25 protein-coding genes and 5 tRNA genes are annotated in these 26,801 nt (G+C 63.6%); 26 read left to right on the top strand and 4 right to left on the bottom strand.

Going from position 1 to position 26,801, the window contains the following annotated elements; genetic code table 11:
• From ispD to H6A16_RS05290, 20 genes are all read left to right on the top strand, one after another.
• Positions 1-714 (top strand): 2-C-methyl-D-erythritol 4-phosphate cytidylyltransferase, encoded by a 714-nt coding sequence (ispD, locus tag H6A16_RS05195; RefSeq protein WP_204616759.1) that lies wholly within the window; start codon positions 1-3, stop codon positions 712-714.
• A 640-nt stretch (positions 715-1,354) separates the two neighbouring features.
• Positions 1,355-1,846: a 2-C-methyl-D-erythritol 2,4-cyclodiphosphate synthase gene (gene ispF, locus H6A16_RS05200; protein WP_204616761.1), complete on the top strand. Its 492-nt coding sequence runs from the start codon at positions 1,355-1,357 to the stop codon at positions 1,844-1,846.
• A 247-nt stretch (positions 1,847-2,093) separates the two neighbouring features.
• Positions 2,094-3,566, top strand: a complete 1,473-nt coding sequence (gene cysS, locus H6A16_RS05205; RefSeq protein WP_204616763.1) for a cysteine--tRNA ligase — start codon at positions 2,094-2,096, stop codon at positions 3,564-3,566.
• A gap of 195 nt (positions 3,567-3,761) precedes the next feature.
• The gene (rlmB, locus tag H6A16_RS05210) at positions 3,762-4,703 is read left to right on the top strand and encodes a 23S rRNA (guanosine(2251)-2'-O)-methyltransferase RlmB (protein WP_204616766.1); all 942 of its coding nucleotides are present in this window, start codon (positions 3,762-3,764) and stop codon (positions 4,701-4,703) included.
• A gap of 3 nt (positions 4,704-4,706) precedes the next feature.
• Complete coding sequence (locus H6A16_RS05215) at positions 4,707-5,393, top strand: NYN domain-containing protein (protein WP_204616768.1); 687 nt, start codon at positions 4,707-4,709, stop codon at positions 5,391-5,393.
• A gap of 75 nt (positions 5,394-5,468) precedes the next feature.
• A tRNA-Thr gene (locus H6A16_RS05220) sits at positions 5,469-5,543 on the top strand.
• A 418-nt stretch (positions 5,544-5,961) separates the two neighbouring features.
• Positions 5,962-6,043, top strand: a tRNA-Tyr gene (locus H6A16_RS05225).
• Between the two features lie 9 nt (positions 6,044-6,052).
• Positions 6,053-6,128, top strand: a tRNA-Thr gene (locus H6A16_RS05230).
• Positions 6,129-6,132: 4 nt separating this feature from the next.
• Positions 6,133-6,206 (top strand) — tRNA-Met (locus tag H6A16_RS05235).
• 91 nt (positions 6,207-6,297) lie between these two features.
• Complete coding sequence (tuf, locus tag H6A16_RS05240) at positions 6,298-7,488, top strand: elongation factor Tu (protein WP_204616770.1); 1,191 nt, start codon at positions 6,298-6,300, stop codon at positions 7,486-7,488.
• A 206-nt stretch (positions 7,489-7,694) separates the two neighbouring features.
• Positions 7,695-7,844, top strand: coding sequence for a 50S ribosomal protein L33 (gene rpmG / locus H6A16_RS05245; RefSeq protein ID WP_079989048.1), 150 nt, complete (start codon positions 7,695-7,697; stop codon positions 7,842-7,844).
• A 12-nt stretch (positions 7,845-7,856) separates the two neighbouring features.
• Positions 7,857-7,932 (top strand) — tRNA-Trp (locus H6A16_RS05250).
• 75 nt (positions 7,933-8,007) lie between these two features.
• On the top strand, positions 8,008-8,364 hold the full coding sequence (gene secE / locus H6A16_RS05255; protein WP_204616773.1) for a preprotein translocase subunit SecE: 357 nt from the start codon (positions 8,008-8,010) through the stop codon (positions 8,362-8,364).
• 2 nt (positions 8,365-8,366) lie between these two features.
• Positions 8,367-8,903 carry a transcription termination/antitermination protein NusG gene (gene nusG, locus H6A16_RS05260; RefSeq protein ID WP_204616775.1) on the top strand — a complete coding sequence of 179 codons (537 nt, stop codon included), beginning with the start codon at positions 8,367-8,369 and terminating at the stop codon, positions 8,901-8,903.
• A 123-nt stretch (positions 8,904-9,026) separates the two neighbouring features.
• Positions 9,027-9,458, top strand: a complete 432-nt coding sequence (gene rplK / locus H6A16_RS05265; RefSeq protein WP_204616777.1) for a 50S ribosomal protein L11 — start codon at positions 9,027-9,029, stop codon at positions 9,456-9,458.
• 108 nt (positions 9,459-9,566) lie between these two features.
• Entirely contained in the window at positions 9,567-10,274 is a 708-nt protein-coding gene (gene rplA, locus H6A16_RS05270; RefSeq protein WP_204616779.1) for a 50S ribosomal protein L1, read from the top strand.
• Positions 10,275-10,656: 382 nt separating this feature from the next.
• Positions 10,657-13,335 (top strand): SHIRT domain-containing protein, encoded by a 2,679-nt coding sequence (locus tag H6A16_RS05275; RefSeq protein ID WP_204616782.1) that lies wholly within the window; start codon positions 10,657-10,659, stop codon positions 13,333-13,335.
• Between the two features lie 51 nt (positions 13,336-13,386).
• Positions 13,387-15,210: an InlB B-repeat-containing protein gene (locus H6A16_RS05280; RefSeq protein WP_204616784.1), complete on the top strand. Its 1,824-nt coding sequence runs from the start codon at positions 13,387-13,389 to the stop codon at positions 15,208-15,210.
• Positions 15,211-15,730: 520 nt separating this feature from the next.
• Complete coding sequence (locus H6A16_RS05285; RefSeq protein ID WP_204616786.1) at positions 15,731-16,078, top strand: PadR family transcriptional regulator; 348 nt, start codon at positions 15,731-15,733, stop codon at positions 16,076-16,078.
• A complete protein-coding gene (locus H6A16_RS05290) occupies positions 16,078-17,280 on the top strand; it encodes a hypothetical protein (RefSeq protein ID WP_204616788.1) in 1,203 nt (400 codons plus the stop codon). Before H6A16_RS05285 ends, H6A16_RS05290 begins: the two co-directional genes overlap by 1 nt.
• 58 nt (positions 17,281-17,338) lie before the next feature.
• On the opposite strand, the gene H6A16_RS05295 is transcribed toward H6A16_RS05290, so the two are convergent.
• A complete protein-coding gene (locus H6A16_RS05295; protein WP_204616790.1) occupies positions 17,339-18,397 on the bottom strand; it encodes a threonine aldolase family protein in 1,059 nt (352 codons plus the stop codon).
• A gap of 500 nt (positions 18,398-18,897) precedes the next feature.
• Here H6A16_RS05295 and H6A16_RS05300 point away from each other — a divergent pair, with 500 nt between their 5' ends.
• From H6A16_RS05300 to leuB, 4 genes are all read left to right on the top strand, one after another.
• The gene (locus H6A16_RS05300; protein WP_204616792.1) at positions 18,898-20,433 is read left to right on the top strand and encodes a 2-isopropylmalate synthase; all 1,536 of its coding nucleotides are present in this window, start codon (positions 18,898-18,900) and stop codon (positions 20,431-20,433) included.
• A 90-nt stretch (positions 20,434-20,523) separates the two neighbouring features.
• Positions 20,524-21,792, top strand: coding sequence for a 3-isopropylmalate dehydratase large subunit (gene leuC, locus H6A16_RS05305; RefSeq protein WP_239458222.1), 1,269 nt, complete (start codon positions 20,524-20,526; stop codon positions 21,790-21,792).
• A gap of 12 nt (positions 21,793-21,804) precedes the next feature.
• Complete coding sequence (locus tag H6A16_RS05310; protein WP_204616794.1) at positions 21,805-22,305, top strand: 3-isopropylmalate dehydratase small subunit; 501 nt, start codon at positions 21,805-21,807, stop codon at positions 22,303-22,305.
• A gap of 69 nt (positions 22,306-22,374) precedes the next feature.
• Positions 22,375-23,481 carry a 3-isopropylmalate dehydrogenase gene (gene leuB, locus H6A16_RS05315; RefSeq protein WP_204616797.1) on the top strand — a complete coding sequence of 369 codons (1,107 nt, stop codon included), beginning with the start codon at positions 22,375-22,377 and terminating at the stop codon, positions 23,479-23,481.
• Between the two features lie 79 nt (positions 23,482-23,560).
• Here leuB and H6A16_RS05320 read toward each other — a convergent pair whose 3' ends face one another.
• The 3 genes from H6A16_RS05320 to H6A16_RS05330 form a co-directional block, all read right to left on the bottom strand.
• Positions 23,561-23,830, bottom strand: coding sequence for a type II toxin-antitoxin system Phd/YefM family antitoxin (locus tag H6A16_RS05320; protein ID WP_204616799.1), 270 nt, complete (start codon positions 23,828-23,830; stop codon positions 23,561-23,563).
• Between the two features lie 156 nt (positions 23,831-23,986).
• Entirely contained in the window at positions 23,987-24,262 is a 276-nt protein-coding gene (locus tag H6A16_RS05325) for a DUF4160 domain-containing protein (protein ID WP_204616801.1), read from the bottom strand.
• Complete coding sequence (locus H6A16_RS05330; protein ID WP_204616803.1) at positions 24,255-24,515, bottom strand: hypothetical protein; 261 nt, start codon at positions 24,513-24,515, stop codon at positions 24,255-24,257. Before H6A16_RS05330 ends, H6A16_RS05325 begins: the two co-directional genes overlap by 8 nt.
• Positions 24,516-24,580: 65 nt before the next feature.
• On the opposite strand from H6A16_RS05330, the gene H6A16_RS05335 reads away from it, so the two are divergent.
• On the top strand, positions 24,581-25,015 hold the full coding sequence (locus tag H6A16_RS05335) for a helix-turn-helix domain-containing protein (RefSeq protein ID WP_239458223.1): 435 nt from the start codon (positions 24,581-24,583) through the stop codon (positions 25,013-25,015).
• 144 nt (positions 25,016-25,159) lie between these two features.
• Complete coding sequence (locus tag H6A16_RS05340; RefSeq protein ID WP_204616805.1) at positions 25,160-26,788, top strand: serine/threonine protein kinase; 1,629 nt, start codon at positions 25,160-25,162, stop codon at positions 26,786-26,788.
• Positions 26,789-26,801 lie beyond the last annotated feature (13 nt).

The following is a 26,801-nucleotide window of genomic DNA, read 5'->3' on the forward strand; positions in this document are numbered from 1 at the left end:
ATGGAAGCCGCGCGCGGGGATGTCTGCGCGGTCGTCGTTGCCGGCGGCAGCGGCCAGCGCTTCGGAAACCCCGGTGGCAAGCAACTTATCGATGCGGCGGGCAAGCCGCTCATGTCGTGGTCGCTTCTGGCGTTCGACCGGGCGCCGTCGGTCGGCCATATCGTGGTGGTGTGCCCTGCCGAGCGCACCGATGAGGTACGCCGCGTGGCGGTCGAGCCGTTCGGGCTCTCCACGCCGGTGAGCTTTGCTGCGGCGGGGGAGACCAGGCAGGATTCCACCCGTTCCGGCCTTGATGCAGTGCCGTTTACCTGCGCTTTCGTTGCCATCCATGATGGGGCGCGCCCCCTGATCACCCCGGAGCTTATCGAGCGCGCCGTGGCGGTGCTGCGCGATACGGACGGTGCGGACGGCGTGGTGTGCGGCCAGCCGGCTGTCGATACGCTGAAGCTCGTCGACGAGGAGGCCGTCATCCAGGGAACACCCCCGCGCAGCAGTTATTGGACCGTGCAGACCCCGCAGATCTTCACGGTGGAGGCCCTGCGTCGCGCCGAGGAGGCCGCACGTGCCGAGGGGTTCGTGGGTACCGACGACGCTTCGTTGGTGGAGCGCGCCGGCGGGCGCGTGCTGTGCGTCGAGAGCCCGCGCGACAACCTCAAGGTGACGCTTCCGGAGGACCTGCCGCTCGTCGAGTTCCTGCTGGGGCAGCGGCAGTAGCGTCGCGGGCTGTGTTTTGCCCCGCGTTCCGGGCGTATCTGGGCGGCGGTGGATGAAATCCTTAGTTTTGTACCGCGCGGGGAAGTTAAGCCTATGCCCGTTGAATGCGCAAAGCGGACAAATCGCTCATGGCGGTCATAAAGGACTGTTTTCGGACTCGTTTTTTGGCAGCGTGCTCGGCGCATGCCCGTTCTTGCATGCTGTGCCGGTACATAAGTCACGATTTCAGCCACGGTGTACCGCGGAGGGCGGTGGCGGGTGGCAAGAAATGTAACTTAAGCATTTTTAGATGGCTGCTGGTCAGGGGCTTTTCGCCGTCGACGGGTTGAAATAGCTTCTGATATGAGCGATTGTGACCGGTTTGACGGCGGAAATCGCGCGAACTGTGAAGCTTTTTGACGGCCTTAGATCCAGACCCATTCAGGCAGTGGGTCTGTAAAATGCTCAAGCTGCAATTATAGCCAGGTGCGCCTCACGCCGCCCGAATTCCCCGCGTGTGCCCCGACTGTCGCACGGCAATCTTCCGGAAGGCCGCGCCCCGCAAGATGAACGTGCCCGTACGAGACCCGGCTCGCGCCGCATGCGCTTGCCATCGTGCGGTATGATGCATGGGTACGCACTAGATGAGGAAGGCTTTGCCATGCAGCTGCCCGCGCTCTCCATAGGACACGGCTACGACGTCCACCGTCTGGTGGAGGGGCGTCGCTGCATCATCGGCGGCGTGGACATTCCCTACGAGAAAGGCCTGCTTGGCCACTCGGATGCCGACGTGCTGGCGCATGCGTTGGCCGACGCCATCCTCGGCGCCTGCCGCGGCGGCGATATCGGCAAGCTCTTTCCGGACACGGATCCGGCCTATGAGGGCGCCGACTCCCTCGTGTTGCTCTCGCGCGTGATGGCGTTTGCCCGCGAGCGCGGCTATGAGCTTGTTGACGCCGACTGCACCATTGCGGCCCAGGCACCCAAGATCACCCCGCATCGTGATGCGATGCGCGAGAACCTCGCCCGTGCCCTCGGTGTGCGCGTGGATCAGATCGGCGTGAAAGCCACCACCACCGAAAAGCTCGGCTGGGAAGGCCAAGGCGAAGGCATCGGCGCCTGGGCCGTCTGCCTTCTCACACGATGTATCTAAAAGAGTTCGGCGCAGCCGAACTCGCCATCTTTCCTTCCCGCTAAGGACCCCTTGCCCGCTCGATGGGCGCAGCAACGTCGCCTATTGGGTGCGGTACCATCTAGTTGAGTTGACATGCAGGGAGGTTTGCTGGATTCGCCCGCTGCGAGTTCCGCACGCAAAGGAGAGCCCAGTGGGCTCTCCGTCTTGCGCAGGACTGCCCGAGCGCCGGGCGAATCCAGCAAACCTCCCCAGAAGGGTATCTACCATGAAGATCTACAACAGCAAGACTCGCAAGAAGGAAGACTTCCAGCCCATCGAGGAGGGCAAGGTCCGCATGTACGTGTGCGGCCCCACGGTCTACGACAACATCCATATCGGCAACGCGCGCACGTTCATCAGCTTCGACGTCATCCGCCGCTGGCTGATCGCCTCCGGCTACGAGGTCACCTTCGCGCAGAACCTGACCGACGTGGACGACAAGATCATCAACCGCGCCAACGAGCAGGGCCGCACGGCCGAGGAGGTCGCGAGCGAGTTCTCCGACAAGTTCATCGCCGTCATGCACAAGGCCAATGTGATGGATCCCGATGTCCGCCCGCGCGCGACCAAGGAGATCGGTCCCATGATCGGCATGATCAAGACGCTGATCGAGCAGGGCCATGCCTACGCGGCCGACAACGGTGACGTGTACTTCGCGGTGCGCAGCGACCCCACCTACGGTGAGGTGTCCGGTCGCAAGATCGACGATCTTATGGTCGGCGCGCGTATCGAGGAGAACGAGGACAAGAACGACCCGCTCGACTTCGCCCTGTGGAAGGCGGCCAAGCCCGGCGAGCCCATGTGGAACTCCCCGTGGGGCCAGGGCCGTCCCGGCTGGCATACCGAGTGCGCCGCCATGGTGCATCGCTACTTGGGCACGCCGATCGACATCCACGGTGGCGGTTCTGACCTTGCCTTCCCGCACCACGAGAACGAGTGCGCCCAGGCTACCTGCGCCTGGCACCAGGGCTTTGCCAACACCTGGATGCACACGGGTATGCTGCTGGTGGACGGCGAGAAGATGAGCAAGAGCCTCGGCAACTTCTTTACGCTCGAGGAGGTGCTCGAGAAGCACTCCGCCGCGGCGCTTCGCCTGCTCATGCTGCAGACGCACTATCGCAGTCCGCTCGACTTCTCCTGGGAGCGCCTCGAGGGCGCGGAGAACTCGCTCGCGCGTATTGCCGGCACGGTCAACAACCTCGTGTGGGCTGCGCGCCACAGCGAGAGCGAGCCGGATGCCGAGCTCGCGGCCAAGCTTGGCGCTGCGGTCGATGCGGCCAAGGCCGAGTTCGAGGCCCAGATGAACGACGACTTCAACACCGCTGGTGCGGTGGCGGCATACTTCCAGCTGGTAACCGAGGCCAACACGTACCTGGATCAGGCAGGATCCGCTGCCGACAAGGATGTCGCTGCCGGCGCTGCGGCGAGCATCGCCGGTGCGTTCAAGGTGCTCGGTGTCGAGCTGCCGGAGCCCGAGGAGGAGCTGCCCGTAGGTCTGCTCGGCGTCGCGGCGGGGCTTGTCGCCTACACGGGCGACGACGTGAACGAGGCCGCCGAGAAGATTCTCGCCGCCCGCGCCGAGGCGCGCGCCGCCAAGAACTGGGACCTCGCCGATGCCATCCGCGACCAGCTGCGCGACATGGGTCTCATGATTGAGGACACCGCCGCCGGCTCCCGTATCAAAACGATTCAGAAGTAGGCGTGAAAAAACCCTAGAGGTTTTTGCACCTGGCAGGGCCGTCTTCCGCCTTTGGGCGGGAGGCGGCCTTCAATGTGAAAATACCCCAGGGGTTTTTACACCTGCCGGGCACGCATATAGCGTGTGGAATTGGGGCAGGGGCGCTTTCACCTTATATACTGCTAGCCGAACAGATGCGAATCAGATAGGAGCCTTATGGTACGACAGCAGAACAACAGGGGGCAGCGCACCGATAGCCGCTCTACCTGCAACGATAGCCGCAAGGCCGCCGGGGCACCGCGCTCCGCAAAGGGGCAGGGGAGCGCGCCTTCGCGCGGCAAGTCCCGTGCGGGCAAGCCGTCGCCGCGTCCTGTGCGTGGCGGCCAGGGTCCCGCTGCGCCGGCAGGCTCCTTCCTGGAGGGCCGCCGTGCTGCCGCCGAGGCCCTGCGCACGGGCTTTCCCATCAAGCGCGCGCTGGTGGCGGAGAACGCTTCGAAGGATGTGACGCTCAGCCAGCTGGTCGACGCGCTTCGCTCGGCGAGCGTACCGGTCCAGTATGTGGCGCGCGAGCAGCTCGAGGTGATTTCGAGCCATGGTGCGCACCAGGGCATCGCGCTCGAGGTCGGCGACTATCCGTATGCCGATCTGGCCGATATCATCGCCCGTACAGGCGACGGCCCCGCGCTCGTGGTCGTGCTCGACCACGTGACCGATGCCGGCAACTTCGGCGCCATCGTGCGCTCGGCCGAGGTCGTGGGCGCGGCGGGCGTGGTCATCGCCAGCAAGCGTGCCGCGGAGGTTACGGTCGCCACCTACAAGACCAGCGCCGGAGCGGTCATGCACCTGCCGATCGCGCGCGTTCCCAACATCGCGCGCGCCCTGGAGGACCTCAAGGAAGCGGGCTTTTGGGTCTGCGGTTCGTCAGAGCACGCCGAGCAGGTGTGCTGGGATGCCCCGCTTGCCGGCAAGGTTGCGATGGTTATGGGCTCGGAGGGCGAGGGCATCTCGCGCCTGGTGCTGGAGACCTGCGATTTTCTGACCAAGCTGCCCCAACGCGGCGAGACCGAGAGCCTGAATGTTGCCCAGGCTGCCACGACGATGATGTTCGAGTGGATGCGCCAGAACCGCTCCGGCCTGTTCGCAGGGGCGGTCGAATAGGGCATGACGAAGAAGAATCGTGCAAAGTCCAAGGCCAAGCGCTTTGGCGAGGGCTCGGCGCAGAAGTATGTGGACGCAAGCACCTACGGTGTGGGCAACGCGTTCGCCTCGGCATTCTCCGTGCCCGACGTCCCGCGCGGATCCAATGTGAGCGGCAAACGCGAGCTTTTGGTGGTTGACGGCTACAACGTTATCCATTGCTCGCCGCGCTACGAGTCCCTCATCTTCGAAAAGGGGGACGAGCCGTATTCGCACGACGTGTACGACCGCGCCCGCACGGCGCTCGTGGCGGATGTCGCGGCGTTCGCTGGTCGGCGCTACGAGCCGGTCATCGTGTTCGACGGCGCAGGCAACCTGAGTTTCGATCGGCCCAACCTGCCGCAGGCGGGCGTGCGGATCGAGTACTCGCCGACGGGCGTATCGGCGGACACGGTTGTGCAGCAGCTGTGCACGGAGGCCCGCGAGGCAGGGCGCGCCTGCACGGTGGTCACAAGCGACGGCACCATTCAGGCGACCGTGATGGGCAAGGGCGTGGCGCGCATCTCGGCCCGCATGTTCGTGGAGGAGCTGCGTCATGTCGATGATGACGTGCGCGAGGCGGAGGAGGCCCCGCAGGTAAAGATGACGCTCGGCAGCCGTCTTTCGCCTGAGACCCTCGCCAAGCTCAAGGCATTCCGCGCACAGCAGTAACATCGGCGGATTGTGCTTGCCCGACCTTGGCGCCATCCGCTATCCTGTAAAGGCTTCGCGCTCAGCGCCAAGCGTGCCAGCGTGGCTCAACGGTAGAGCAAGTGATTTGTAATCACTGGGTTGCGGGTTCGATTCCTGTCGCTGGCTCCATGAGATTGACGGGCCCGGTTCCACGGCGGAACCGGGCCCGTTTTGCGTATGTGCAGGAATCGAACCCGGCTGCGGGCGCGAAGCGGTGCGGATGCGCGAGCATCCGCCGCGAAGCCGAAGGGGAGCCAACGAAGATTCCAGCCGTCGCTCCCGGACCCGCGATCGCCAACAACAGAAGCTGCCAGACGCCTTTCGGACGATGCGGACAACCACGGCGCCAGACATCACCGATAACAGGCTTCTTCACAAGCTCACCACGATAAAGCAGTATCAAAACCGCAGGTCAGCGTATGTTTGACAAAGGAGGGATACGCCCGGAGCCGTGTATTAGAAGACTTTCCGTTGACACGCGGACCCCGAGCGTCGTAATATCCTTTCTGCGCAAGGGCGGCCAGCCGCTCCGAGCGCGTGAACACATGGGAGTTTGCCCGAGTGGTTAATGGGGACGGGCTGTAAACCCGTTGGCTATGCCTACATAGGTTCGAATCCTATAGCTCCCACCCGTTCACGCCTGTGTAGCTCAGTCGGTAGAGCACCTCGTTGGTAACGAGGAGGTCACCGGTTCAAGTCCGGTCGCAGGCTCCAGTACGGCGGTGTAGCTCAGCTGGTTAGAGCACACGGTTCATACCCGTGGCGTCACTGGTTCGAATCCAGTCACCGCTACCCAGGTAACACGGTGGCTTTCCTATATCCTAGGGGAGCCACTAAGTTTATTGGTACGTCCCGCGGAGGGACACCTTAAGGAGGAGGCTTCATGGCCAAGGAAAAGTTCGAGCGCACTAAGCCGCATGTTAACATCGGCACCATCGGTCACGTCGACCACGGTAAGACCACGCTGACCGCTGCCATCACCAAGGTTCTCTCCGAGACCGACGGCTGCAAGGCTGACTTCACCGCGTTCGAGAACATCGACAAGGCTCCCGAGGAGCGCGAGCGCGGCATCACCATCTCCGTTGCTCACGTCGAGTACGAGACCGCTACCCGTCACTATGCTCACGTTGACTGCCCCGGCCACGCCGACTACGTCAAGAACATGATCTCCGGTGCTGCCCAGATGGACGGCGCTATCCTGGTCATCGCCGCCACCGACGGCCCCATGGCTCAGACCCGCGAGCACATCCTGCTCGCCCGTCAGGTCGGCGTTCCCTACATCGTCGTCTTCCTGAACAAGTGCGACATGGTCGACGATGACGAGCTCATCGACCTCGTCGAGATGGAGACCCGTGAGCTCCTCTCCGAGTACGACTTCCCCGGCGACGACATCCCCGTCATCCGTGGTTCCGCTCTCGGCGCCCTCAACGGCGAGGAGAAGTGGTACGCCTCCATCCGTGAGCTCATGGATGCTGTCGACTCCTACATCCCGACCCCCGAGCGCGACAACGAGAAGCCGTTCCTGATGGCTGTCGAGGACGTCATGACCATCTCTGGTCGTGGCACCGTCGCCACCGGTCGTGTCGAGCGTGGCGAGCTCAAGCTCAACGACCCCGTCGAGATCGTCGGCATCAAGGAGACCCAGTCCTCCGTTGCTACCGGCATCGAGATGTTCCGCAAGACCATGGACTTCTGCGAGGCTGGCGACAACGTCGGCATCCTGCTCCGTGGTATCAAGCGTGAGGACATCGAGCGCGGCCAGGTTCTCTGCAAGCCCGGTTCGGTTCACCCGCACACCAAGTTCACCGGCGAGGTCTACGTCCTCACCAAGGAGGAGGGCGGCCGCCACACGCCGTTCTTCGATGGCTACCGTCCGCAGTTCTACTTCCGTACCACTGACGTGACCGGTTCCGTCAAGCTCCCCGAGGGCACCGAGATGGCCATGCCTGGTGACCACATCACCATCGAGGGCGACCTCATTCACCCGATCGCCATGGAGGAGGGCCTGCGCTTCGCTATCCGCGAGGGTGGCCACACCGTCGGCTCGGGCATCGTCAGCACCATCATCGAGTAACTTTAGTCGCTCGTAGCTGATCGCTTTGTTAGAACCCGGCTCCTCTTTCGGGGGAGCCGGGTTTTCCATGTCTGTTCCTTTGTGCAGGTTGTGTAACGTATTTGCAGAAATCCACCGGATATCAAAGGAGCATTGACACACTATCGTATCTGCGGTTTAATGTTCCACCGTGCCCGTAGGGGACGGTAAATGGAGGTTTTTGATACATGCGTACTCTCGTTACACTTGCCTGCACCGAGTGCAAGCGTCGCAACTATACGACGACCAAGAACAAGGCGAACATGCCTGATCGCATGGAGATCAAGAAGTATTGCCCCTGGTGCCGTCGTCACACCGTGCACAAAGAGACCCGCTAGTCTCACTTACATACGCCAGTAGTTCAATTGGTAGAGCAACGGTCTCCAAAACCGTCTGTTGAGGGTTCGAGTCCTTCCTGGCGTGCCAGTTTGTAATCCGTAAGCCTCCTTGTGAGGCTTACGGTTTCTAATGAAGATGTGCTTTAGCCCGGAGGTAAGCGCTATGGCCAACAAGAAGACGAAGAAGAAGGGCGCTGAGGCCACCCAGGCCGCCCCTGCTTCCAAGGTTGAGCCCAAGAAGGCTGACCTCAAGAAGGCCGATTCCAAGAAGGCCTCCAAGAAGAGCGATAAGAAGGCTGCCAAGGCCAAGGACGCCAAGCCCGGTATCATCGCCCGCTCCAAGAAGTACATCAGCTCTGTTCGCTCCGAGATGAAGCGCGTCGTGTGGCCTTCCAAGAAGGAGCTTGTCAACTACTCGATCGCAGTCATCGTTTCGCTGATCGTCGTCGGTGTCGTTATTGCCGGCCTCGACGCCCTCATCAGCGGCGGCCTGGTTGTCTTCTCCGGGCTGAGGGGGTAAGCATGAGCAAGCGTTGGTACGTGGTCCACACCTACTCCGGTTACGAGAATAGGGTTAAGTCCGATCTCGAGCATCGTATCGAGACTATGGGCATGCAGGACCGCATCTTCAATATCGAGATTCCTGTCGAGCGCGTCACCGAGATCAAAGAGGGCGGCAAGCGCGAGACTAAGGATTCCAAGATCTTCCCCGGCTATGTGCTCGTCCGCATGGAGATGGACGATGACGCTTGGACCTGCGTGCGCAACACGCCCGGCGTCACCGGCTTTTTGGGTGCCAACGGCAAGCCCGCTCCGCTTTCGCGCGAGGAGTATAACAAGATGATGCGGAAGTCGACCAAGGGCGGCACGCCCAAGCGCACCTCCGTCAGCATCGAGGTCGGTACCCCCGTCAAGGTCATCTCCGGTCCGCTTGCCGACTTCGACGGCAAGGTCTCCGAGGTCAACGCCGAGGCGGGCAAGGTCAAGGTCACGCTGATGATCTTCGGCCGCGAGACCCCGGTCGAGCTTTCGTTCGATCAGATCTCTGTTATCGGTTAGGCGTCTATCGCGCGTTCGCGCTTCGCTGCCCGGCTGCTCACCGGGACGGTGTGCTTCTAACGAGTTCGCGCTGACGATATAGGAACTATTCGACACGTTCGTGTTTTACAGGAAGGAATGACAATGGCTGAGAAGAAGGTTGCCACCGTCATCAAGCTCCAGATTCCTGCTGGCGCTGCGAACCCCGCTCCTCCCGTCGGCCCCGCTCTGGGCGCCGCTCAGGTCAACATCATGCAGTTCTGCCAGGCGTTCAACGCCGCTACGCAGGACAAGCAGGGCGACATCATCCCCGTTGAGATCACCGTCTACGAGGATCGCTCCTTCAACTTCATCTGCAAGACCCCTCCGGCGGCTCACCTTATCAAGAAGGAGCTCAAGCTGAAGGGCGGCTCTGCTGTTCCCCAGCGCGACAAGGTCGGCCAGCTCACCCAGGAGCAGCTCACCAAGATCGCCGAGATCAAGATGCCGGACCTCAATGCCAACGACATCGAGGCCGCTAAGAAGATCGTCGCCGGTACCGCCCGCTCCATGGGCGTGACCATCGCCGACGCATAAGTTTTCTTTGGTAACCTCGGGCACGTCAAAACGGCGTGCCCGTCTGCGCAATTCGGCGCAATCGGATGTGGGAGGGCATAGGCCCGTTCACCACAGGAGGTATGTATCATGGCTAAGCATGGTAAGACGTTCCGCGCTGCCGCGGAGAAGGTCGATCGCTCCGAGCTCTACACCCCGCTCGCGGCTGTCAAGCTCGTGAAGGAGATCGCCCCGGCCAAGTTCGACGAGACCGTTGAGGCTCACTTCCGTCTGGGCATCGACACCCGTAAGGCCGACCAGAACATCCGTGGCTCCATCTCTCTGCCCCATGGCACCGGCAAGTCCGTGCGTGTCGCCGTCTTCGCCGATGGCGCCAAGGCTGATGAGGCTCGCGAGGCTGGCGCCGACATCGTCGGTTCCGACGAGCTGATCGCCGACATCCAGAAGGGCGAGATCAACTTCGACGCCGCTATCGCCACCCCGAACATGATGGCCAAGGTTGGCCGCATCGGTAAGATCCTCGGCCCCCGTGGCCTCATGCCGAACCCCAAGCTCGGCACCGTGACCATGGACGTCGCTAAGATGGTCGGCGAGCTCAAGGCCGGCCGTGTTGAGTACCGCGCTGACCGCTACGGCATCTGCCACGTGCCGGTGGGCAAGGTCTCCTTCGACGACGAGAAGCTCGTGGAGAACTACGCCGCTCTGTACACCGAGATCCTGCGCGTTAAGCCTTCTTCCGCGAAGGGCAAGTACGTGAAGAGTATCTCCATGTCCTCCACCATGGGCCCGGGCGTCAAGGTTGACCCCGCCGTCCAGCGTGACTTCATGGCTGAGTAGCCAAACGCGACATAGCTTGCTGTAAAGCCCGGTTCCGCGCTTGCGGGGCCGGGCTTTTGCTTTGAACGGCAGTGGAGTGCAGGCGAGGGGTTAGAAAATGCCTTGATTCGAGTTGGGGGGGGGGAGGGGTGTATTCTTTCGACGGATAACAGTCATGCAGTGGATGGTCGGACTGCACGGAAATGTTGGAAGGGACCTCATACAGATGCCCAGCATGAGACGGGCGGCCGAAGGGACTGCTGCCGTCGCTGCGCGTTTGTTGCGTCACCTGCCTGCCCCTGCAGCACAACCGACCGGCGCGACCGACGGCAGCGTAACCGACGGAATTCGATTCAGCACTCTCGACAACCAAACAAGACCGTGCCATGCGGTTTCTCGGCGCATGGCGACCACGATGCTGGGCGCCCATTCCCTGAGGCGCTTTCTCGCGGTCGCCGTCGTTCTAGTCGCGGCGCTCGGCGCCGGGCTCGCGCCGAGGGCGGCGCTGGCGGAGGGGGACGAGTACGAGGTCTCGAGCGGCACGTACGAAAGCGTCGTGGAGCAGATCAGGGGGAGCGTCGATGCGGGCTCCGACGTGACGCTGGTGCTCACCGAAGACCTGGAGCTCACATCGTCGAGTTATCAGCGAGCGCCCGTCGAGTTCGGCATAGAGGGCTATCACGTGACCTATAGGAGCGCCGAGGGCGGGCCCTACGCCCTCGGCGCCAGCAGCTACTATCTGCAGGGCGCGATCGGGGACGTCACCTTCGACAACGTGTGGCTCGCCGTCGGCCAGCACCAGGATCGGGACCAGGGCACCGTCTCGAGCTTCTACGCGAACGGGCACACGGTCGAGTTCACCGAGAACTTTAGCCAGCCGATCGCGAGCCTGTACGGCGGCTCGAGCGGAGAGTCCGTCGACTCCACGCACCTCATCATCAACGGTGACCTCATCGCCGGAGGGGCCTCCCAGAACTGGAAGGTCTACGGCGGCGGCTGCTACAGCGGCTCCGGCAACAGCTCCTCAGACGGAAGGGTCGAGGGCGATGTCGTCATCGAGCTGGGCGCGCACTCGCGCGTCCCATTGGTCTACGGCGGCGGCAAGGACGCCCCCGTCGTCGGCGACGTCACCATCACGCTGCGTGGGGACGCCTCGGATCCAAACCACCACGTCGGGAACATCACGGGCGGCGGCAGCGTGACCGATGACGCCCCCGACAATGCAAACTACCCCGGACGATACGCCGGCACGGTGGGCGGCGACGTCACGATCAACCTCGAGAGCGGACGGTGCGCCGGGCTTGCGTCGGGCGGCAGCTACGTGTCAAGCGGGAGCTCGGATAGGAGCGCCCCCGAAGACATCCAGAATCTGAATGATAAGTACGCGAGGTATGATTACCTGTTCTCCGGGACCGTAGCCGGAAACGTGAGCGTCACGATGGGGCGAGAAGGCGACGCCGCAAGGACGCTCGTGCTCGAGACGTCGGTCAACAACAGCGGCGGCTCCACGTACTCGGTCATTCAGGGGGACGTGGGCCTGACCGTCAACGACGGCGCCAAGCTCCAGGACCTTCAGGGCATGGGGCGCAACGACATCGTCGAGGGCGCCGTCGGCATTACGGTCAACGGCGGCGAGGTCGAGGATACCGTCTGGGGCCTCGGGGAGGCGTGGTATTCCTCCGAGGGCGCGCACGAGGTCGGCCGCGGCGACGATCCCGACGAAGGCAATTACTACCCCAAGGACGCCGTCACCATTACGCTCAACGGCGGCAGCGTCGGGAGCATCGCATGGTTCGAGCAGTACCTGTATGACGGGCGGGGCGCAAAGTACGGCACGCCGCAGGTCTACGGCAACGTCGTCGTGAACGTGAACGGCGGGAAGGTCGGACAGGTCTACGTCTGCAATCCGAGCGAGGCCGACCCGACCGGCTGGGCGAGCGGGCACGAGGAACTCGCCTACGTGCGCGGCGACAAGGGCATCGAGCTCCACGTGAGGGGTGGCCAGTTCACGAACGTGCCTTCGATTTACGCGTATAGCCTCAGCCGCGTCTACCGTGGACAGCGCATCTACTTCGAGAACGATTCCGCGGTCTACCTCTATCAGATTGTGGGCGCTAACGCGAGAAACAACGAGGTTTATGCCGAGGCAACGGGAGAGAGCGGCGCGGACATCATCGTGGACAACTCCGCACCAGCCACGCTCATGTACTACACGAGGGGTGGCTCAACGCGGCCAGTCTTCGGCGCATTGGATGACGAGGACGAGCTTTGCGGGAGCATCGACATCCAGTCTGGTACGCTCGCGATGGCCGGAGAGGCTGCCATTCTCGGAGACCTCACCATCTCAGATAAGGGCACGCTCACCATGCCCACCACCGAGTCGGCCGGAGTCTCGAGCTCCCTCAACGTTGACGGCCGGGCTGCTATCGACGACGGTGTGAGTGGAGGCCAGCTCCAGACTACGACGGCAAGCACCTACAATTGGTCCAGCAGCGGCGCATCGCGCGTGTATTCGACAACAACCGAGGCATCGCCCAAGGAAGGCGAGGTCTACGTGCGGTCCATGGACACCAACGAGACCGCTAAGGCCGAGAGCGACGCCGAGCTGCTCGATCTCGACAGCGCCCCGGGAGTGGCCGCTGGCCTCTATGTCGAGTACACTCAGCAGGATGCGGCGCTCACGGCGAACGGCGCGAAGTACTCTCACGCCTGGCGCATCGCCCAGGGCGAGGTTCTCGAGGTTGAGGAGTATCACGTCCTCTACGAGTTCGTCTGCGGCACGCGAGGGGCGAGCCTTCCGGACGCGGTGACCGACCTTCTGCCGACAGACGGAAACGCGTACGCCATGGGAGACACGGTGACGGCGATTCAGCCCACCCAGACGTCCGTACCGGGGCCGAAGAACAGCGACGAGGACTCCCCGATGGGCGTGTGGACGTTCGTGCAGTATGATGCGGACTCCAAGGTCGTGTCCGAAGAGACGCTGAAGCCCGGGACGTCGTCAGACGATCCGGCCCGATACGTCAAGTTCAAGGGGACGTGGGAGTGGACCGAGGGCGCTTTCACGGTCTCCTACTCCTAGGGCGAGCAGCCTTTCGGCGAAGACATCCTTTACGACGCTGACGGCAGCGTCGTGACGCCTGCGCTGCCCGAGGCGACGGGCGGATACCATCGCAACGATGTCGTCACCGTCGACACGAATTACACGAGCTCGACCGTCTACTACACGCACGACCAGGACGGCAACGTGAACGGGTCGTACACGTTCTCGGGATGGTCGTCAGATGACGTCAGCATCTCGGAGGACGGCACCTTCACCATGCCGGCAGCCGACGTCGAGCTCGAGGGCACCTGGACCCGCAACGAGATGGGCCAGGACCGGCTCACCTACGACAAGAACGCCGACGCCGCGACGGGCGCCACGGGCCCCACCGTCGGCTATGAGGGCGGGACGGTAAAGGTCGCCGAGAACGGCTTCACCCGCCCTGGCTTCAGGTTCACGGGCTGGAACACGCAGCCCGATGGTGAAGGCACCGGCTACGATGAAGGCGCCAACTACGCCCTCACCGACGGCGATGATGTCCTCTACGCCCAATGGGAGCGCATCGCTACCCCGCTGACCCCGAAGGCCGTATCCCTCGTGGCCTACGAGGGCGGCGCAGGGTCGTCCGCCAACCCGTACGACGCCCTGCCCGAGCCCGTGTGGCGCTTCGAGGCCGAGGGCTGGACGCTGTACGTGGACGGCGTGAAGCAGGATCCGGATGCCGCCGCCTTCCAGTGGGGCTACTTCGCCGCGGGCTCCGAGACCGAGCAGATCTCCGCTGCCCAGAAGGGCGTCTACGAGCTGCACGCCTGGCCCCTCGAGGGCGATCCAGAGGTGGTCGCGCAGGATTCCGATGGCTCTTGGTACATCCTCGACCTCGGCGGCGACACGGAGGTCGTCGACGAGGAAGACAGGGCCGTGACCGTTTCCGTCCGCGACGTCGTGAACGGGAAGGAGGCGGAGGAGCTCTCCGCGGAAGTCCTCAAGCCCGTGGTCGCCGGCGGCGGGCACGCCGCCGCGGCGCGCGCTGTGTGCGCCGAGGGCGGCGCCCACGCCCACGTGGCGGAGAGGACCGGGTTCGAGAAGAACGGCATCGACGGGCTCCCGGTCGCCGACCCCTCCCAGGTCTCCCTCCTGTACGACGACCTGATCCCGAACGTGCTCGGCGGTGCCGACCGCATGGGCGCGCTCGACGAGAAGGCGCGCGCGGCGGTGGGCGGCGAGTTCGCCTCCGGCGGCTACGGGAAGGACTTCAAGTACCTCGACCTCGTCGACAAGAGCGACGGCAACCTCTGGGTCGCCACCGCCGACGGCTCGGACACGACCGTCTTCATCCCCTACCGCGGCGACATGACTGCCGACAAGACGATCTCCGGCGTCAGGTTCACCGGCCTCACGCGCGACTACACGGTGGGCGGAACCGACGATGACGTCGACGCCGCCGTGAGCGCCTCGAGCGCGTTCGAGCTGGACGTGGTCAAGTCGGACGGCGGCATCACGTTCACCATCCCGAGCGGGCAGTTCGGTCCCATTGAGCTGATGTGGGTAGGTGATTCGGGCGGCGAAGGTCCCGACATCCCGAATCCCCCGGTGACCGATCCCGATGAGCCGGACGATCCGGACATCCCTGACGAGCCCGACACCCCGGACGAGCCGGATAACCCTGACGAGCCCGATACGCCGGAACCGGACGAGCCCGACACTCCGGAAGAGCCCGACGAGCCGGATACCCCGGACACCCCGGAGCCCAGCGAGCCGAGCACGCCGGAACCCAGCGAGCCCACCAAGCCGAGCAACCCCGAGGCGACGATCCCCCAGACCGGTGACGCGCTCACCATCGCCGCGGCACTCAGTGCACTTGCTGGCACGGGCGTGATCGGCGCGGGCGTCGCTGCCAGGCGCCGTCGCGAATAACGACCACCCATTCCGAAGCCATCCCGAGGTTATGCCCCGGGTGAGCTTATAGCCTTCCGTCCAGCTGGGTATCTCTTGGGAGGCCCGGTTTGGCCCCGACCCCGACCATCGGGGCTATGGACGGGAGGGCGGCCGCGCTCCGTACCGACCAGCGGGGCGCGGTCCAATCGACAGCTACAGCGCAGCACGCGCAAAAAGCGCCGGATTCCGAGTTTCCACCCGGAGTCCGGCGCTTTTGCATGTCGCGTGCGTTCAGGCAATTGCTCAACCCGGCTAGGGAAGAACGGATTCAAACCGAACCGTGGCCCGTTGGTGAACACATGCCAGGTCGCTCGTCGACGCAACAGAGGAGTGTGCCTATGCCATATCCGCCTCCACCACGCCCCTCCACCATTACCCCACCGTTTACCTTCCTATCTCTACCGTCTATCCTCGCACTCAAGAGTACTATTGTACACATAGTAATCTGTGTTACATTAACGGTGAAAGACAAGAAGCCAACGTACCAGGAGGTGACGCAATGTCCACGAGAGATGCGGTAAGCGACCTCATCCGGGGCAATATCGATGCCATCATCCTGTGCACGCTGTCGGGCGGCGATAGCTACGGCTACGAGATCCTCAAGGAAATCGCCGCCACGAGCCAAGGCGAGTACGAGATGAAGGAGCCCTCGCTCTACACGAGCCTGAAGCGCCTCGAGGGGCAGGGCTTCGTCAAGAGCTACTGGGGCAACGAAACCCAGGGGGCCCGCCGCAAGTACTACCATATGACCGAGGAAGGGGCCCGGGAGCTCACCGAGGCAACCGAGCGCTGGGTCAACGTCCGTCACATCATCGACCGCCTGCTCAAGCAGGAAGGGGGAGCATAATGAACGAGCTGCGTATGTACGTCGAGCATCTGTTCGAAGGCAAGGTGCTCACGCCCGAGACCATCGAGCTTAAGGAAGAAATCTACGGCAACCTGATGGCCCGCTACGAGGACTACGTGGCCCAGGGGCTCTCCGAGGCAGACGCCCTGGCACGCACCAAGGCGAGCATCACCGATGTCGACGACATGATGGCCGATGACGCCGCGAGCGCAGCCGACGATGCGCTGTCCTCCGCGCCCACCACGGTGATCCCGCCGGCGGCTGAGACCGTGAAGATGCCCGTCTCCGCAACGGAGGCCGCCGCGAACGCGACCGCCCAGGCTCCCGGCACGCCGGTGGCGCCCGAGAACCTGTCCGCGGCCGGCCAGCCTGCGGTTGCCGCTCCCAAGGAGCAGCCCAAGTGGATCAAGACGATCATCATCGCGGCGGCTGTCATCCTCGGTCTGCTCGCAATCGGCTATGGCGTGAACGAGTTCATCCTCGATCCCATGCAGGATCACCAGGAGGATGTCGCCGAGGCTCAGGCCGAGCAGCAATGGCGTGAGCAGCAGAGCCAGAAGCAGAACAACGCCGACAGCTCGAATACGGGTTCCGGTTCCAGCACGGGCGCGTCGAACAACGGCGGGACCGGCCAGTCGACCACGGATAACCAGGGCGCGACGCCCCAGTTCTCCGACCCCGAGGATCAGCTCGAGTACGAGGCCACGATGGCCGTGATGGACGAGATCCAGGCCAGCACCGCCGAGTCGCTGCGTTCGTACGTGGGGAGCGATTTTTACGGCCAGGCCTCCATGCTTCCGATGATGGAAACCATGCCGCTCGGCCGCTACGCCAACAACGTTGAGATCGACAGTGGGCTCACGCAGCTCAAGGCCGAGTACCTGGGCATCGACCGCAACGTCGACGGCGACGCCATCGACAACGCGCTCGCCTATGACGTGGTTGCGCTCATGGCGGTGTGCCCGTCGCTCCAGAGCATCCAGCTCACGGTGAACGAGGACGACGATCACGACCTCGAGTACGACGTGTACGTCTTCGAGCGCACGGTCGTCGAGGAGCTGCTGGGCCGCGCCACGTCGAACGCCATCACGCAGGTGAACGACTCGCTGCTCGAGTCCGAGGACTCGTGGAACCAGGTGCGCAACTACGTGGCGACGGAGCGCTTCTCCGACGCCCTGATGGAGCGCGCCGAGCGCAACTAACTAGCGAACGATAGCGCTACGGATTACTGCAAGGGGGCTGCTCCAGGGCGGCCCCTTTTCATGAAAGTTCGGGGCCTGTCCCCAAACTTTCATCGAGGGAGCGGATGATGCGGGCGGCTGCACGGGCGTCATCGCGGGTGATGCCGCGGTAGAAGACGAGGCGTACGAGGGTGCCCATGACCGGCTTGATGGCAAGGCCGCGCTCGGCCGCAAGCTCGCAGTAGCGGATGGCGTCGACCCCGAGCGGCTTCGGGTCGATGACCACGATGTTGGTGGAAACCGTTCCCACGATGGGGGTGTGCTCGAGGCCCGCGATGCCCTCGGCGCAGATGCGGGCGCTCTCGTGGTCCTCGGCAAGGCGGTCGACCATGTGCTCGAGGGCGTAGATGCCCGGGGCGGCGATGATACCCGCCTGCCGCATGGCTCCGCCGAGAGCCTTGCGTGCGCGGCGCACCTTGAGGATGGTCTCCTGGTCGCCGCAGACAAGCGAGCCGACCGGCGCGGAGAGCCCCTTGGACAAGCAGAACATGACGGTGTCGGCATGGCGGCAGAGCTCGGCGACGTCGGCACCGAGAGCGATGGCGGCGTTGAAGATTCGAGCACCGTCCATGTGGACGCGCACGCCTGCCGCCTGCGCAAGCTTGTACACGGCGGCGAGGCGCTCGGCGGGAATGGGGGCGCCACCGGCGAAGTTCAGGGTGTTCTCGACGCATACGAGGTCGATGGGTTGCTCGGCAAGCTCGCGCTCGATGTCCTCGAGCAGCGGCAGGCCGGCTTCATCGTGGCGATAGGTACGTGCGGCCATGCGTCCATATGCAGAGTCGAACAGATACGGCTCGCTTTTCATGAAGTGCTGCAGCTCGTCGACGAGCAGCGTCGATCCCGGCGCCGCCTGCGCGAGCACGGCTGCGCTGTTGGCCATGGTGCCCGAGGGGAAGAGCACGGCCGCCTGCTTGCCGGTGATGCGCGCCGCAAGGTCCTCGAGCTCGTTGACCGTGGGATCCTCTCCGCGGCCGAGTTCGTGCGTGCGGTCGTCGTCGCCCAGCTGGGCGGTCAGGATGGTCTCGAGCATCTCAGGCGTAGGCTGGCTCAGTGTGTCGCTGCGCAGGTCGATCATGGCGGGCCTCCTCAAATCGTTCGGCTGCTTCTATTGTCCCATGGCCTCTTCCAGCTACGTCCCCAAAGGTGCCAAGGGCAACCGTGAAAGTTTGGGACCTGTCCCCAAACTTGCATGAGATTCTCGACCCACGGGGCACTTTAGTTTGCTACACTGCATTACATTGCAGTGGCGGTTCTGACGGACCGCTCGCATACGAAAGGACGGAACGCATGGATATCAGGGAGCACAGCATGGTTGCGCGCGCCTTCGCGCCTGCCGCTGAGCTGTCCCTAAACCTAGCGCTCCTACTAGCTGCCAATGCGCGCTAGGGTCCTTCGTTTACCTTGATGGCGTAACGCCACGACTCGTCTGAAGCACCCCACCGCGCATCTGACCGCTGCCTTGCAGGGCGTGACGCGCGACGGGGTGCTTTTCCGTTTTTCAGCGATGCGAGCCGCCACCTCCTGCGGGCCCGAGTGAAATCCGTCGACCGGCACGATTACCAGGAGGAACCGCATATGACCAGAAAGATCGCCATCTTCGATACCACGCTGCGTGACGGCGAGCAGTCGCCCGGCGCGAGCATGAACACCGAGGAAAAGCTCATCATCGCGCGCCAGCTCATCCGCATGAATGTCGACGTCATCGAGGCCGGTTTCCCCATCTCGAGCCCGGGCGACTTCAAGAGCGTGGCCGAGATCGGCCGCCTCGCTGGCGACAAGTGCACGGTCTGCGGCCTGACGCGCGCCGTCGACAAGGACATCGAGGTCGCGGCTGAGGCCCTGAAGACCGCCAAGCGCCCGCGTATCCACACCGGCCTGGGCGTGTCGCCCTCGCACCTGCGCGACAAGCTGCGCCTGACCGAGGACGAGGCCATCGAGCGCGCCATCCATGCGGTCAAGTTCGCCCGCAACTTCGTGGACGACGTCGAGTTCTACGCAGAGGACGCCGGCCGCGCCGATCAGGACTTCCTCGTTCGCATCATCGAGGCTGCCGTCAAGGCGGGCGCCACGGTCGTGAACATCCCCGACACCACCGGCTACAACATGCCGTGGGAGTTCGGCGCGCGCATCCGCGACCTGCGCGAGCGCGTCGATGGCATCGAGGACGTGACCATCTCCGTCCATACGCACAACGACCTCGGCATGGCCACCGCTCTGGCGCTCGAGAGCGTCCGCAACGGCGCCACGCAGATCGAGTGCACTATCAACGGCCTGGGTGAGCGCGCGGGCAACACCTCGCTCGAAGAGGTCGTCATGGCCATCAAGATGCACGGCCGCGAGCTCGATGCCCACACCGACATCGTCACGCAGGAGCTCACCCACGCGAGCAAGCTCGTGAGCTCCATCACCGGCATCATGGTCCAGCCCAACAAGGCCATCGTCGGTGCCAACGCCTTCGCGCACTCTTCGGGCATCCACCAGGACGGCGTGCTGAAGGCGCGTGATACCTACGAGATCATCGACCCCGCCGACGTCGGCGCCGCCGGCTCGCAGATCATCCTGTCCGCCCGCTCCGGCCACGCCGCGCTGCGCCACCGCATGTCCGAGCTCGGCTACACGTTTACCGACGAGGAGTTCGAGGGTATCTACCAGACCTTCCTCGAGGTCGCCGACAAGAAGAAGGAAGTGTACGACGAGGACCTCGAGTCCATCGTGCACGAGCGCGAGCGCGTCACCTCCGCCATCTGGACCCTCGGTGCGGTCCAGGTGTCCTGCGGCTTCCCGCTCACCCCGACGGCCACGCTCACCCTCGTGGACGAGACTGGCGAGGAGCACACCGTCGCCGCCTACGGTACCGGCCCGGTGGACGCCGTCTACAAGGCCGTCGACCAGATCGTGAACGTCGAGAACGATCTCTCCGAGTTCTCGATCAAGTCCATCACCCGCGGTATCGACGCGCTGGGCGAGGTCACGGTGCGCGTGACCGCCGGCAACGGCGAGGTCTACATCGGCCGCGGCAGCGATAACGACATCATCGTGTCGTCCACGAAGGCCTACATCAACGCGCTGAACCGCCTGATCTCCGACCAGCGCGAGGCGGCCGCCAAGTAGCAAGAACCGTTCGGACCCGGCCGACAGATTGGGGCCGGGTCCGAACTTGTCGCAACCCGACATACCCGAGCAATCGAAGGAGAACTACCCATGCCAAGACCCATGACCGTGGCCGAGAAGATCCTTGCAGCGCATGCCGGCCTCGAAGAGGTTCGCCCCGGCCAGCTCGTCGAGTGCGATCTGGACATCGTGCTGGCAAACGACATCACCGCGCCGATCGCCATCGACGTGTTCCATGAGCTGGGCGCCACCGAGGTCTTTGACCGCGACCGCGTGTGCCTCGTGCCCGACCACTACGCGCCCAACAAGGACATCAAGAGCGCCGAGCAGACCAAGAAGATGCGCGACTTCGCCCACGAGCAGAAGGTGACGCATTACTGGGAGCAGGGCTGCGCGGGCATCGAGCACGCGCTGCTGCCCGAGACCGGCACCGTCGTGCCGGGCGACCTCATCATCGGCGCCGACTCGCACACCTGCACCTACGGTGCTCTGGGCGCATTCTCGACCGGCGTGGGCTCCACCGACGCCGGCGTGGGCCTTGCCACCGGCCGCGCGTGGTTCAAGGTGCCGCCCACCATCAAGTTCGAGATCGAGGGCGACCTCGTCGACGGCGCCTCCGCCAAGGACGTCATCCTGCATATCATCGGCCTCATCGGCGTCGACGGCGCCCTGTACCAGGCCATGGAGTTCACCGGCTCCACCATTCGCAACATGTCGATGGAAGGCCGCATGACCATCTCCAACATGGCCATCGAGGCCGGCGGCAAGGCGGGCATCATGGAGGTCGACGACGTCGCACGCGCATGGCTCGAGGGCCGCTGCCAGCGCGAGTACGTCGAGTACCATGCCGATCCGGATGCTGAGTACGCCCAGGTCATCCACATCGACGCCGCCGACATCAAGCCCTGCGTGTCCTGGCCGCATCTGCCGTCCAACACGCATCCGGTGAGCGAGTCCACGCACATCACCATCGACCAGGCGGTCATCGGCAGCTGCACGAACGGCCGCATCGAGGACATGCGCGCCGCCGCCGAGGTGCTGCGCGGCCGTACGGTCAACCCCAACGTCCGCTGCATCGTCATCCCCGCCACGCAGGCTGTCTTCAAGCAGTGCATGGCCGAGGGCCTGGCCGACGTGTTCATCGACGCCGGTTGCGTGTTCTCCACGCCGACCTGCGGCCCCTGCCTGGGCGGATACATGGGCATTCTCGCCGCGGGCGAGCGCTGCGTGTCCACCACCAACCGCAACTTCGTCGGCCGCATGGGCGATCCAACCTCCGAGGTCTATCTGGCGAGCCCCGCTGTTGCCGCCGCCAGCGCCGTCGCCGGCCACATCGCCGCCCCGTCCGACATCCAGTAAGGAGACTCAACCATGCACTTCGAAGGCACCGTTTTCCGTTATGGGCGCGATGTCGACACCGACGTCATCATTCCGGCCCGCTACCTCAACAGCTCCGACCACGCGCATCTCGCCGCGCATGCCATGGAGGATCTCGACCCCACGTTCGCCACGCGCGTGAAGCCCGGCGACATCGTCGTGGCCGAGGAGAACTTCGGCTGCGGCTCCTCGCGCGAGCACGCGCCGGTGGCCATCAAGGCGGCGGGCGTGTCGTGCGTCATCGCCAAGAGCTTCGCGCGCATCTTCTACCGCAACGCCATCAACGTGGGCCTCGCGATCCTCGAGTGCCCCGAGGCCGTGGATGCCATCGCCGACGGCGCGAAGGTCGCTGTCGACACCGAGACGGGTACCATCACCAACCTGGACACGGGCGCGACGTTCACCGCCGAGCCGTTCCCGCCCTTCATCGCCGAGATCATCGAGGCGGGCGGTCTGGTCGAGCGCACCCGCGCCAAGCTGGCGGCCGGGAAGTAAGGCGCGGCCATGCCTCTCGATAACCCGTTTGCATCTGGACCCAGCTCGATCAATTGGAGTTGCAACGTCATGAAGACCTATAAGATTTGCTGCCTGCCCGGCGACGGCATCGGCCCCGAGATCATGGCCGAGGGCAAGAAGGTGCTCGAGGCCGTGGGCAGGAAGTTCGGCGTGTTGTTTGCCTGCGAGGATGCGCTTATCGGCGGCTCGGCCATCGATGCGACCGGCACCGCGCTACCCGACGCGACCCTCGATGCTGCCAAGGTGTCCGACGCCGTGCTGCTCGCCGCGGTCGGCGGTCCCAAGTGGGATACGACCGACCCCGCCGCGCCGCGCCCGGAGCAGGGCCTGCTCAAGATCCGTAAGGAGCTCGGTCTCTACACCAATCTGCGCCCCGTGCAGATCTTCTCGGCGCTCGCCGGCGCCTCGACGCTCAAGCCCGAGGTCATCGACGGCGTGGATATGATGATCGTGCGCGAGCTCACCGGTGGCCTGTACTTCGGCCGTCGCGAGCGCTTCTACGACGAGGAGGGTGCGGGCACGGGCGGCAAGCCCGGCCAGCGCGCCTACGATACGCTCGAGTACCGCGAGTACGAGATCGAGCGCATCGCCCGCCAGGCGTTTGAGGCCGCCCGTAAGCGCCGCGGCAAGGTGGCGAGCGTGGACAAGGCCAACGTGCTCGAGACGAGCCGCATGTGGCGCGAGATCGTCCACCGCATCGGCGAGGCCGAGTATCCCGACGTGGCGCTCGAGGACGTGCTCGTGGACAACGCCGCCATGCAGCTCATCAACCGTCCCGCCGACTTCGACGTCGTAGTGACCGAGAACATGTTCGGCGACATCCTGTCCGACGAGGCCGCCCAGATCACCGGATCGCTCGGCATGCTCGCATCCGCGAGCCTGGGCGACGGCGTGGCGCTCTACGAGCCGAGCCACGGTTCCGCGCCCGACATCGCCGGCCAGGGCATTGCCAACCCGCTCGCGCAGATCCTGTCCGTCGAGATGATGCTGCGCTACAGCTTCGACATGGGCGAGGCAGCCGACGCCATCCGCGCCGCCGTGACCGCCGTGCTCGATGACGGCTTGCGCACGCGCGACATCGCCGACGCGTCGACGCCTGCGGAGGACATCCTGGGCACCGCCGCCATGGGCGATGCCGTTGTAGCACGGCTGTAGGCTTTTTCGGAGAGAAGCTTCGCTAGGAATTCGACCGGCCCGAAGGTTCGCCTTCGGGCCGGTCGCGTTTCGGGGCGTTTCAAGCTGTCGCGATAATCTGCCTCACAGAAGCGAGGGCTTCTTCTGGCGTGTAGCGCGTGTCGGTTTCGACGGCCTGTCGTTCCGCCTCTTTCAGCTTGCGGTAGACTTCGCTGTCAAACTCGAGCGAGCGGAATGTCTTCATACCCATGGATGTCGTATCTGCAGAGCCGTCTCGAACAGAAATGGCTGACTCGCTGCCGTCATGGACGTCGTGGGAAATCTCTGTGAACTTGTTTTGCAAACCGGATATCGTGCGAATGCTCTGCATGGCAGTCCTTCTTTTCGAGACGGTTATCGAAAAAGATAGCACGCAGTTGCTCAAGACTTCTTTATCGAAAGTGACTAGTAGCGTGAGCATCGAAGATATATGGGGGATCGGAGGAGTACGGTTCCTCCTTTCCCTTGAATACCCGCGAGCGTGATTCTACAGATAGAACGTCATATCGCCATGGAAATAAGCTTTCCAGCGGTCGCATATCTCTTCATGGTTCATCATCACGAAGTCCATAACGTTTGCCAGATCGTGTTTAGTGAGTCTGCTGCCGTTGCTTGCAAGCTTGCAGCCTCCGTTCCGAGTAAGCCATATCTTCGTGGCGCCTGCCGATGGCTTTCCCTTCGATACGTGAACGTGCACGGGCTCCCCGTTCTCACCCGTCCAAAAATAGATGGCAAAGCCCTGGAACAGATACAGCCTAGGCATATGATTTTGACGCCTCCCGAGCGAGGCGCAGAATCAGGGGCGCGTTGTTGTGAACGAAGGAATCGAGATATGCCATATCGTCGGCGCTGAATCCTTCGACATCCGACCATTCAAATGAGGGGAGAAGACAGCGTGCCGAGTCGAATCCAAGTTCGATGGGCCTTTCAATAGACAGCTCTACGGTTCCATCGTCCAAAACATCTGAATACGCGAGCTGAGTGCCATCCTCTAGTTCGACATAGGTATAGAACACGGTTCCTCCTTTCATTTACGATTGAGTATACCCGCGATACGACCGACTTTGCGATTGAGGCGTCTATGACAGTTGAACGGCTGACAGAAGACCTGCTCGAGCGTCTGCTGACGGCGGATAGCCCGGAGGAGTATCTCGACTGCGACTATCTGGTCGATCAGGAGCTGGTGGACTATCTCGAGCAGCTTCGGCGGGAACGCGGCCTGAAAAAGGCCGACGTGATCCGCGGATCGGCGCTGAACAGCACCTTCGTGTACGACATTTTCAACGGCAAAAGCAAGCCGGGGCGCAACAACGCGATCATGCTGGCTTTTGGTTTGCACTGCAGCCTGAGGGAGACCCAGCGCCTGCTGCGTCTGGTGGGCGTGGCAGAGCTTTGGCCCAAAAACCGGCGCGACGCCATCATCATCTGGTGCATCAACCAGGGGGACGACCTTACCGCATGCGATGAGGAGCTCTGGAGGCTCGGGGAGGAGACCTTGGTCGATCCGGAATCGTAAGGGGCCGGGCGGCCGCGCTCTCGCACGGCAGGCGCATGCTCGTCGGATTTGCCGTGTTGCGGGCGCCATTCAAGCCCTCGTTTCGGCTGTCATTCCGGTAGGATTGCAGAGGGTGCCGGATCGTGCGTGGGGAGGTGCACGGAAATGAATGACGACCAGGTCGTGCATGGTATGAGCATCGATGATGCCTACCAGGTCGAACGTGTACTCTCTAAGCGTCGTGGCTTTATCACCGAGCTCGTAACGCTCGATGGCTCCGGTCCGTTTATCCGCAAGAAGATGCCGCTCGACCAGGCGAACCGTTCGGTGTGGGCGCTTCTCGCCTCGTGCGGATGCCTCAGGCTGCCCCAAGTTGTTGCCAGCTATGAGCTGCCGGACAAATTCGTGGTCGTCTGTTCCTGCGTGCCCGGCGAGACGTTGGCGACGCGGCTGGAACAGCGGGGGCGTCTAGCTGAGCTGGAAGCCGTGAGCATCGCCCTCGATCTGTGCGAGGCCGCGGGGAGCCTGCATGCCCACGGCATCATCCACTGCGACATCGCGCCGTCGAACATCGTGCTTGCAGCAGATGGCGCGCATCTGATCGACATGGGCATCGCGCGCATGATGTCCGATCCCGTGCCGCCTCAGGGTTCCCGGATGGGCACGAGGGGCTATGCATCTCCCGAGCAGTGCTTTGCCGCTGCCGATGCGCGCAGCGATGTCTACGGAATCGGTTGCGTGCTTGGCGCGATGGTCACGGGCGTGCACCCCGATGACGAACGCTATGCCTCGTTGCTTACAGATGAGGCCATCGTGCCGTCCCCTTTGCGCGTCGCCATCGAGCGCGCGACCTCCTTTGAGCCGAGCTGCCGTTACGCCGACGCCGATGCGCTTGCCGATGCATTGCGCGGAGAGCACGCAGGGGATGCCGCGCCGGATGTGGCTAAGAAAGGGGAGCGCACCCGTAAAGCTCCTGCTGCTAAGCCCTTTGTGCTCGCGATTGCTGGAATCGCCATTCTCTGCGTCGTGGGTGTCGCGCTGGTGGCGTCCGGGCTGCTTGGACGTAAAGCCGATGCGAATCACGGGCAAGATGCGACATTCGCCGACGATGCGATAGAAGACGAGGCGGATGGCAGCTCGGCTTCAACGGGCGTGCTCGAGGCGCTGGACATGGACGATGCTTCCTCTGGCAACGATTCTGCGGCCGCCCAGGAGGCGCGCGAGGCACTGGTGGTCAGCGAATCGTGGTGGAGCCCCAGGGATAACGGCTACTTCGAGTACCTATTCGCGCTTACGAACACAAGCGATAGCGTCGCGGTCGATTACCCGATGGTTCGCATTACGGGCAGGGACGCAGCGGGCGCGGTCGTGACGACGATAGAGGACGGCGTCATGGCGATCGCTCCCGGTCAGACCGTCTACAAGTTCGGCATCAGGGGAAACGGGACGCTGCCGTCTGAGCTCGAGTTCTCGACAGCGCTTGTTATGGGCAGCTTCGCGCATGAGCAGGCGGATGCGCCGAGCGCGTTTTCCATCACGGGGCTGAATGCCTCTTCGAGCTTGTTCGGCACGTCGTTTATCGGTGAGCTAACCGCTGAGCACCTGGGCTCCGACGCAGAGATCGCCAGCAGCGCGGCGATGACCATCGTCCTTCGCGATGAGACGGGCGCCATCGTGGGCGGCACCACAGATTTTTGTCAGCTGCCTGCCGAAGGCGAGACCGTGCCGTTCGAGACCACGCCGCTCGAAGTTCCGGAGTACGCCAGCATCGAAGCGCATGCAATCCCCTGGTAAGCGACCATCTTTT

Source organism: Collinsella tanakaei, from assembly GCF_016900375.1.
GTDB lineage: Bacteria > Actinomycetota > Coriobacteriia > Coriobacteriales > Coriobacteriaceae > Collinsella.